Source organism: Chitinispirillales bacterium (assembly GCA_031254455.1).
GTDB lineage: Bacteria > Fibrobacterota > Chitinivibrionia > Chitinivibrionales > Chitinivibrionaceae > WRFX01.
On the sequence record JAIRUI010000039.1, the window covers coordinates 1 to 9097 of the forward strand.

Consider the following 9097-nt stretch of genomic DNA (forward strand, 5'->3'; position numbering starts at 1 on the left):
AAACTTGCAAGATTTAATCGTAAGACGTGTCGTTATTCGAAAGCGATTGATATGGTAATAGCATCACTAATACTTTTGTTTAACGAAGAAATTATTGAATGTATATTTAGTTAGCAAGCACCATTCGATACATACAAAGAGTAGGAAATAGCGCCATCCACCTGTGCCCAATAAATAAAAGCCTCGTCTTCTTTTTGCTGATTTCTACTTACCGTTACGCTACTCGGCGATTTTGGAGAATAACATTTACTACTGTCGTTGTTATACGAACAGGAAAACATCAACATCACTAACAAGATTAGAAAAATCTTCTTCATATTTCCATTCATATAAAAACCTTCTCTTATGTAGTAGAATATATTTCATTAATATTTTATGTAAATTGCATATAGTCACGAAAAAGGTTATAGCGTGAACACACCGTAATAAATTCTACTTCAAAAACATATTTTTAATTTTAGACCAATTCCCTTTTGGCTTTTCGGTTATAATCGATCTGGTGTTTTTGCCCGCGTTATTGTTTTGAATTACGACAGATTGGCTGTCGTTTTGCCTAACCGTATATGAATCGGCTGTCTGAGCCGAAAACACCGTAGCAGTAATAAATATTGCAAATATTATGCTCTTTTTTGTTTTCATTTATCTCTCCCAACCTTTTTGATACAATATGAGCCGTCATTAATGTTCATATATAATAATATATTGTGTTTTTCAATTTTGCACAAAAAACTTGAATCTTTTATTTTTTATTGAACTTTTATGCTTTTGCAAGACACAAAACTATAATTTTTTTAGCATTTGCGGCATATAAAACCCTTGCGCATTCCGAAACCGTCGAACCTGTTGTACATACGTCGTCCACAATAATTATCGTTTTATTTTTTACATCGCAATTCTTTTTTAAGGCAAAAAGCCCTTCACACGCTTTTTTTCTTTCTTTTGCGTTTCTCTTTGTTTGTGTAAAATTATAACGCGTACGAAACATCGTATTTTTGTATTCTATGTCCAATTCTCTTGCAGCGGTTTTTGCCAAAATTTCCGATTGATTATAACCGCGCCTAATAAACCTCAACCAATGAAGCGGAACGGAAGTTACTAAATCCGCATAATTCAATTGCTCGTAAAACGACGTTATTCCTAATTTGAAAATGTCTTTCGCACGTTGTTTAATTCCGTTATATTTTAACTCATATATAATTTCTTTCAATTGCGGATTAAAATCATCTACAGCCCAAATATCTACAATGTTCTCACCGATTTTGGCGCTTGCGGTGACCACCTTAATTCCTGAAAGATACATCTTTGCACAATTTTCGCAAAATGCGGCGATTTGTTGGGATTGTAATTGACATTTCGAACAAGTTTGCGGATATATTACATCAATTATTTTTTCGATTATTTTTACGCGATTGAGCGACTTCGTCCAAAAATTTTTGTTCATTTTTATTAAATTCTTTCTGCCATTCTAATTTTTTCTTACTACGAAGCATTTCCAAAGATTTTCGCTTTATCGTCGCTTCAGTAAGTCTTTTTCTCGTTCTTTCAATGTCAAGCGAAACATCCTGCAATTTTTGTCCGATTTTAAGTAAATCAAGTTTCAACGTATTTCTCCACGAAACCGAATACCTAAGTTCGGATGCGGAATCCGCTGACTTTCTATCTTCTTTTTCTCGCGCTTGAAAATCCTGTAATTCTTTCTTTTTTTGGCTAAGCTCGCTGCCGATTCGCTGTAATTCAGACTCCTGTGCGACCAAAAACGCCTTAGCCTCGTCTTCTTCACGAATCCGCAGTTCCAATATCGACTGTAAAGAGAATTCAAATCTTTTCATTTTCTTCTCTCGTTTTGCGCGGCAACCGAAACAAGCTGGTTAAGCATGGCTCGCGCTTGTTCAAATGTCGCCGACTCATCTCTATCCTGCCGTAAATAACGGTTTATGTGATCGTTAAGTTGAATAGCTTTATCAATTTTTGGACTTCTGCCTTGTTCGTACGCCCCGATTGAAATTAAATCTTCATTCGCCCTATAAGTTGACATCACGTCGCGCAATTCTCCTACAATTCTGCGGTGATCGTTGTCTATAACATCAACCATACAACGTGAAATGCTTCCTAAAATATCAATTGCCGGAAAGTGATTTTTTTGCGCAAGCTCGCGCGAAAGCAGAATATGCCCGTCCAAAATTCCACGTGTTGCGTCGGCAACGGGTTCGTCCATATCGCCGCCTTCAACCAAAACCGTAAAAAGCCCTGTTATGGAACCTCTATCGGAATTTCCGGCTCGCTCCAAAAATTTCGGCAGCATCGCAAAAACTGACGGCGTATATCCGCGCGTTGTCGGCGGTTCGCCTATTGTAAGTCCTATTTCACGCTGCGCCATCGCCAAACGTGTTACAGAGTCGCACATAAAAAGCACTTGTTTCCCTTGATCGCGAAAATACTCTGCAACCGCCGCGCCTACCATTGACGCTTTAATGCGAATTAATGCAGGTTGGTCGCTTGTCGCGACGACTACTACGGAACGTTTCATTCCTTCTTCACCCAAGTCGCGTTCCAAAAATTCACGAACTTCACGCCCTCTTTCACCCACTAGCACGATAACATTAACGTCTGCACGACAGTTTTTTGCCATCATTCCCATCAAAACCGATTTTCCTACTCCAGAACCCGCAAAAATTCCTACACGCTGTCCTTCACCCAACGTTAAAAATCCGTCAATTGCTCGAATTCCCGTTTGAAACGGCGTGATCACGCGGTTACGTTTTAACGGATCCGGGATGTCCGAAAAAATCGGACGTTCATTTAAAGTGTTTAATGCGCCTTTACCGTCCATTTCCTGACCGATCCCGTTGAGAATTCTACCCAACAACTCGTCACCGACCCCTACCAAGAGCGGTTTTCCAGTTGCAACGACCGTGTTCCCCGGATGAACGCCTTCTATTGTCCCTAACGGCATTAAAAGCGTTCTTTCAGAACGGAAACCGACCACTTCGGCACGGACAATCAACTCACCGTTTTTGTTTAGAATGCGGCAGACTTCGCCGATTGACGCCGCAGGACCTGTGGATTCTATCAAAAGTCCTACTACTTCAACAATTTGTCCACGAATTTCTATAGGGTCAATGCGCGGCAATTCGTTTTTTACTCTATCAAAAAATTCTTTCATGTTTCTTAAAATATTATATTTTTTTGTGAAACTGCAGAAATGCGCATATAAAAACGGGATTATTCAAAAAAATAAGAAAACTTGTCTTCACAAAAATTATTTTTCCAAAAGATTTGGAATTATAGAGAATAAAATATGAACGAAAATATTATACCTAAGCATTGCGCCATTATTATGGACGGAAACGGCAGATGGGCGAAAATACGAAATTTGACGCGTCCGTTCGGGCATAAAGAAGGCGCAAAAACAACACATAATATCGTAGAAGCGTCGGTGAACGTAGGATTGAGGTATCTTTCACTTTATGTTTTCTCCAGCGAGAATTGGCAACGTCCTCAAAAAGAAGTGAACGCATTGATGAAACTTTTGATAGAAATGATAAAGAAAGAATTGCCGAATTTACTTAAAAAAAACGTAAAAGTACTTATTATGGGCGACATTGAACTTCTTCCTCAGAAAGCAAAAAATGATTTGATTAACAGTATAGAAAAAACATCAAAAAATACCGGTTTAGTACTTTGTCTCGCAATAAGCTATGGCGGCAGAAACGAAATTGTTAGAGCGGCAAAACTGTTTGCACGGGATTGCTTAGACAATAAGATTAAATATGATGATTTAACTGTTGAAAAAGTAAACGAATATATGTATTTGCCTGAAATTCCATATCCAGAACTTATTATTCGTACCGGCGGAAACAAAAGAATAAGTAATTTTTTACTTTGGCAATCGGCATATTCCGAACTTTATTTTACAGATACGCTTTGGCCGGATTTTAATGAAAATGAGTTAATGAAAGCATTTGAACAATTTTCAAAAACCGAAAGACGATTCGGGAAAGTGAAAGATAATGAATGAAGAAAACAAAGAAAAAAGAACACTGAAAAACATTGGCAAACGACTTTTGTTCGTAGCGTGGGCGATGCCGGCTACCCTTCTTATCATATATTTTAAGGTAAATATTGTTTCGGCGATTTTCGGCGATAAATTTGACGACACGATTAAACCGATTTATCCGGCAACCATTCTTACGTTTATCCTGATAGCTTTCGCGGCTAAGGAATATTTTTCTATGCTGAAAATAAAATTCAAAAAAAATTGGTTTTGGATAGGATACGTTTGGATTGCCGTAACCATGTGCGATTCGATAAATTGCGTACCGTTACTTAATTTTTCACATTCACTTTATCTGCTTCTAATTTTGACGGCGTTTGAAGTGTTTTTTGTCGGAAAGGGCAAGCAAAGATGGCAGCGTGCAAGTTTGTTTTTCATCGGAGTAATATTTTTATATCTCGCGGGAAATTCGCTGTTGCAATACCTTGAGCCGGCGTTTGTAAATATATGGTATTTCCCTATAGACAATCAATACATCGCATCAAATTTGGGTTTGATAACGGTGTTGTGTGCGATATTTTTTTGCGATTCCGCAGCGTATTTCGTTGGTTCGCTTTTAGGCAAGCACCATTTCAGCGATATTTCGCCCAAAAAAACCATTGAAGGTTGTATAGGCGGATTTTTATTGTCGGTAATTGTCATGACAACGGTTTTCGGTTTTTTTAGAAATCCGAACGAACCTGTTTGGCTCGGTATTTTACTTGGCGTTACGATTGGAATTTTTGCGCAAGTCGGCGATTTGTTCGTTTCACTGACAAAACGATATTTTGCGGTTAAAGATTCTTCCGACTTGATTCCCGGACACGGCGGAATTTTAGATAGATTTGATTCCGTATTTTTCGTTTCGCCTTTCATTCACATAATAATAACACTTGTACATAAATTAGGCGCTTAAATTTGTTATCTTATTTGAAAATACAAGAAAGGCACCCATAATTGTTAAGAAAAGGAGACCAAAATGGCAGATCCCAGAGTATTTATTAGTTTTGATTTTGATCACAATGAAACAGAGAAAAAACTTTTTATCGGTCAAACAAGAAATTCACGAACTCCTTTTAGTATTGAAGATTGGTCTTCAAAATCATCTTTGTCACAATCTCAGTGGGAACAAACTATAGCAGCTAAGATAAATAAATGTAATATTTTAATTGTCTTGGTTGGAAGAACAATGGCAAGTGCTACTGGCGTTGCTAAAGAAATATCATTTGCTAAAGCAGCAGATGTACCTATCTTTGGGGTATATGTTGATGATGCAAATTCAAGTAGCAATCTTCCCGATGGGCTTCAACGGAATCGGACAATTTCGTGGGAATGGGAAAAAATAGCAAATGCGATTGACCAAACTATGCGAGAAGGGAAGAATAGGGATTAATGAAAAAGTCTCTTTGTATAGGCATTGATAATTATAAAACTTCTCCATTATCTGGATGTATAAACGATGCAACTTGTATTTCTGAGTTGCTTAAAAGAAACGGTGATGGTTCTACAAACTTTGAAGTGAAGTTTGAGAAAGATGTTTCTTCAACATCAAATATGAAAGAATTAATTGTTGATTTATTTAACGGAGATTGTGATACCGTTTTATTTTATTTTTCCGGTCATGGATTCCTAAATGAATTCGGCGGGTATATAGTGACACCTGATTTTAAAAAATACGATGAAGGTGTTCCAATGGATTATATTTTAAATGTTGCCAATAAATCGAAAATTAAAAATAAAATCATTATTCTTGATTGTTGCCATTCTGGAGCAATGGGAAATACAGATGTATCAGATAATAAATCTTCTTTGTCTGAAGGATTGTCTATTTTAACAGCTTGCAGAAATACAGAATTGGCAGAGGAAATAAACGGACACGGAGTATTTACAAACCTTTTACTTGAAGCTCTTAAAGGCGGTGCTGCTGATTTAAGAGGGAATATATCACCTGGTGGTATTTATTCGTTTATTGATAGATCGCTTGGCGCATGGTACCAACGTCCTGTGTTTAAGACAAATGTTACAAGATTTGTATCTTTACGTACTGTAATGCCACAAGTTCCTGATGACATTTTAAGATCAATTATAGAATATTTTCCTAATCCAACAGATGAATTTCCTCTTAATCCGTCTTTTGAAGATACGAATTCGTTGAATGTAGAACATGAAGTTATTGAACCTTATGCGAATATAGAAAATACTAAAATCTTTAAGAAACTTCAAAAATTACAAAGTGTTGGGTTAGTAGTTCCTGTTGAAGCAGATTTTATGTATTTTGCGGCAATGGAATCACGAAGTTGTAAATTGACTCCTTTAGGACATCACTATTGGAATTTAGCTAAAGAAGACAGAATATAAATTACGATTAAATAATTTGTGCCATTTGCCTGAAATCCGCTTGTAGAGTGGGATTACGGCTGTTTGGTGACAAGAGCGTATAATTCCCTCAAAACCATACAGTGTTTGAAAAATACAAGGATGCATTACTGTCTATCTTTTAGTGAAAACCCTCAGATTTTTATCGTATCACAATTTTCCCAAGATAGCGCAAATCGCCTGTTCTACTTTCAAAATTCTTGTACCAAGCCCTACAATTTTTGCGTTATTTTTTATAAAAAAACCTATTTCCTCATCCGTAAAACCGCCTTCCGCACCTATTACGATTCCGCATCTTTGATTTTTCTCAGGCTTAAATTCCTCAGGATTTTTGGAAGGGTGAAATACGAAACAAGGATAATTTTTTACATTTGCGGTAAAAATGTATTCTGTAAAATTCTTAAAAGATTGATGAAAGTAAACATTAGGTAAAATTGTATCAGCCGCTTGCATAAGCGCATTTTCAATAATTTTATCTATTGAATTTTGCGACAAAAACGGACTTTGCCAATAACTTTTTTCTACTTTAAACGATTGAAAAAAATGAATTTCTTTTACTCCGAAACATACGGCGTCCAATAGAATTCTTCGAAAAACTTTCGGACGCGGTAAAGCGCAAAAAAGAATAGCGGGATTTTCTTTAGGGGGATTTTTGTATAAATTCACTGTTATTTTAATGCTTTTTTCGGTGATTTCAATTATTTCGCCAATACCGATTTTTTTTTCGAGTAAGCCGATTTTTATCGTATCGCCATTTTGTGATTTAAGTGTTTTTTTTATGTGTTCAAAACGGAAATCTGAAAATTCAGCGGTATGTTCGTCAATAAAATCGGATGGTTTTAATAAGATTAAATTCATAAGAAATACAAAGGACACGGAGGAACCGGGAATCGAACCCGGAAACCGATTTCTCGGTCACGGTTTAGCAAACCGCTGCACTACCATTATGCGACCCCTCCAAAATTTAACGGCGGAGGACGAGAGACTCGAACTCCCAAGCCTTACGGCGACGGTTTTCAAGACCGCTGACTTACCAACTAGCCTAGTCCTCCGTTGATTCTCGGTAAGCAAAATACTATTTATCTGCGCTCACTGTCAAGGTTTTTATCGTATTTTTCAATTATAGTTTAATCGCAATTCCATCGGCTATATCCAACCCTTTGTCCGTAAGTTTGCAGACTCCGTTTTTAATAATCATATAATCGTTTTCAATTAAATTATTGACGTATTTTTTGTTTTTCACTAAAAAATCAATGCCGAATTTAACGCCGAATTCCGACAGTGAAAAGCCGTCGCTTGTCCGTAATTTAAGCATTAAAAATTCTGTCTTTTTCTGCTCTAATAATAAATTTTCGATAAAGTCCGCCGCAATTTCATTACGGTTTAGTAGTTCACAATATTTTTCTATATCGGAAATATTCGCACTACGTTTATTTTCGCCGTCAAACGAATGCGAAGAAGGCCCAAATCCTATATATCGCCCATAATTCCAATAATTTTCGTTGTGGCGGCAACGGCAACCGTTTTTTGCAAAATTACTGACTTCGTAACGTTCAAATCCGCTTTTTTGCAAAAAATTTCGTGAATATTTTACTATTTTTTCTATTTCACTTTCATTTGGCAAGTTAAATTTTTCACGGTTTTTTCCAAAGAACGAATTTTCGGCTATTGTTAATTCGTAAAGCGAGATATGTTTTATTACTGGAATTTTACAGACGGTTTTCAACGTCTCGGAAAAAGAATTTTTATTTTGATTTGGGAGTCCGTAAATTAAATCGGCGTTTACATTGTCGAATCTTTTCAGAATCTTACTGCGTAAAACGCCGATTGCCTGTTTTCTGTCGTGAATTCGTCCGCAAATATTTAACTCGTCGTCGTTTAGCGATTGAATGCCGATAGAAAGTCGATTTACACCGCATTCTTGCCAGATTTTGGCTTTTTCCTCGCTGTAATTCTCCGGATTCACCTCAATTGTCCATTCGTAATTTACGGCGATTTTAAAGTTTTGTTTAATAAAGTCCGAAATCTCACAAAATTGACTTTCAGTTAAAACGGAGGGCGAACCGCCGCCAAAAAAGATAGTGTCTATTTCTTTTCCGTGCGTCTCGTTTTTTCGCAGAATTATTTCTTTTTTTAATGCGGCAATAAATTTATTTATTTGTTTTTCATCCGTTATCGAATAAAAATCACAGTAATTACACTTTTTTTTACAAAATGGAATATGAAAATAGAGAGAAATCATATAAATATTTCCGTTTTCTTTAACTCAAAGCGTCTATGCCTACGGCGTTATTGAGATGAATTGAAGGCGCCGCGGAAGCCCAAATCGGGGTTGCTGCCGGACGGCGTACCGTCGTTGCGAATGGCAACACGGCAAATCCGCGAATTGTAGTCCCAACTGCCGCCGCGATTCACGCGGTAAGAGCCAGATGATGGTCCTACTGGGTCGGTTACTAAACCTGTGGAATAACTTCCATACCAATCACTGCACCACTCCCATACGTTACCGCTCATATCGTATATGCCAAGTTCGTTAGCCTTCTTTTGACCGACCGGTTGTGCGCCATAGCCGGAGTTACTCGAATTTTGACTCGGAATATTATCCCAATACCAACCCGCTTCACTCAAATTATCGCTTCCGCTGAAAATATAGCCTTTACTCTTATTACCGCCGCGTGCGGCAAACTC

Annotated in this window: 11 protein-coding genes and 2 tRNA genes; 4 read left to right on the top strand and 9 right to left on the bottom strand. The window is 37.2% G+C overall.

Translation table 11 applies throughout. The features are described from left to right. Nucleotides 1-432: 432 nt before the first annotated feature. From LBH98_02820 to fliI, 4 genes are all read right to left on the bottom strand, one after another. Nucleotides 433-639, bottom strand: coding sequence for a hypothetical protein (locus LBH98_02820; protein ID MDR0303689.1), 207 nt, complete (start codon nucleotides 637-639; stop codon nucleotides 433-435). A gap of 118 nt (nucleotides 640-757) precedes the next feature. Continuing rightward, complete coding sequence (locus LBH98_02825; GenBank protein MDR0303690.1) at nucleotides 758-1441, bottom strand: ComF family protein; 684 nt, start codon at nucleotides 1439-1441, stop codon at nucleotides 758-760. Then, on the bottom strand, nucleotides 1380-1829 hold the full coding sequence (gene fliJ / locus LBH98_02830) for a flagellar export protein FliJ (protein MDR0303691.1): 450 nt from the start codon (nucleotides 1827-1829) through the stop codon (nucleotides 1380-1382). The genes LBH98_02825 and fliJ overlap by 62 nt, the downstream gene beginning before the upstream one ends. Further along, a complete protein-coding gene (fliI, locus tag LBH98_02835) occupies nucleotides 1826-3163 on the bottom strand; it encodes a flagellar protein export ATPase FliI (protein ID MDR0303692.1) in 1338 nt (445 codons plus the stop codon). Before fliI ends, fliJ begins: the two co-directional genes overlap by 4 nt. 135 nt (nucleotides 3164-3298) lie before the next feature. Between fliI and LBH98_02840 the strand changes: the two genes are divergently transcribed. From LBH98_02840 to LBH98_02855, 4 genes are all read left to right on the top strand, one after another. After that, nucleotides 3299-4018 carry an isoprenyl transferase gene (locus LBH98_02840; protein MDR0303693.1) on the top strand — a complete coding sequence of 240 codons (720 nt, stop codon included), beginning with the start codon at nucleotides 3299-3301 and terminating at the stop codon, nucleotides 4016-4018. Further along, a complete protein-coding gene (locus LBH98_02845) occupies nucleotides 4011-4949 on the top strand; it encodes a phosphatidate cytidylyltransferase (protein MDR0303694.1) in 939 nt (312 codons plus the stop codon). Before LBH98_02840 ends, LBH98_02845 begins: the two co-directional genes overlap by 8 nt. A gap of 63 nt (nucleotides 4950-5012) precedes the next feature. Continuing rightward, nucleotides 5013-5426 carry a TIR domain-containing protein gene (locus tag LBH98_02850; GenBank protein ID MDR0303695.1) on the top strand — a complete coding sequence of 138 codons (414 nt, stop codon included), beginning with the start codon at nucleotides 5013-5015 and terminating at the stop codon, nucleotides 5424-5426. After that, complete coding sequence (locus LBH98_02855) at nucleotides 5426-6391, top strand: caspase family protein (protein MDR0303696.1); 966 nt, start codon at nucleotides 5426-5428, stop codon at nucleotides 6389-6391. The genes LBH98_02850 and LBH98_02855 overlap by 1 nt, the downstream gene beginning before the upstream one ends. A 168-nt stretch (nucleotides 6392-6559) precedes the next feature. On the opposite strand, the gene LBH98_02860 is transcribed toward LBH98_02855, so the two are convergent. From LBH98_02860 to LBH98_02880, 5 genes are all read right to left on the bottom strand, one after another. After that, complete coding sequence (locus LBH98_02860; protein ID MDR0303697.1) at nucleotides 6560-7267, bottom strand: RNA methyltransferase; 708 nt, start codon at nucleotides 7265-7267, stop codon at nucleotides 6560-6562. Nucleotides 7268-7284: 17 nt separating this feature from the next. Beyond that, a tRNA-Ser gene (locus tag LBH98_02865) sits at nucleotides 7285-7368 on the bottom strand. A gap of 12 nt (nucleotides 7369-7380) precedes the next feature. Further along, a tRNA-Ser gene (locus tag LBH98_02870) sits at nucleotides 7381-7461 on the bottom strand. 68 nt (nucleotides 7462-7529) lie between these two features. Further along, the gene (gene hemW, locus LBH98_02875; protein ID MDR0303698.1) at nucleotides 7530-8651 is read right to left on the bottom strand and encodes a radical SAM family heme chaperone HemW; all 1122 of its coding nucleotides are present in this window, start codon (nucleotides 8649-8651) and stop codon (nucleotides 7530-7532) included. Nucleotides 8652-8698: 47 nt separating this feature from the next. Continuing rightward, on the bottom strand, nucleotides 8699-9097 hold a 399-nt coding region (locus tag LBH98_02880; protein MDR0303699.1), incomplete at its 5' end, for a formylglycine-generating enzyme family protein.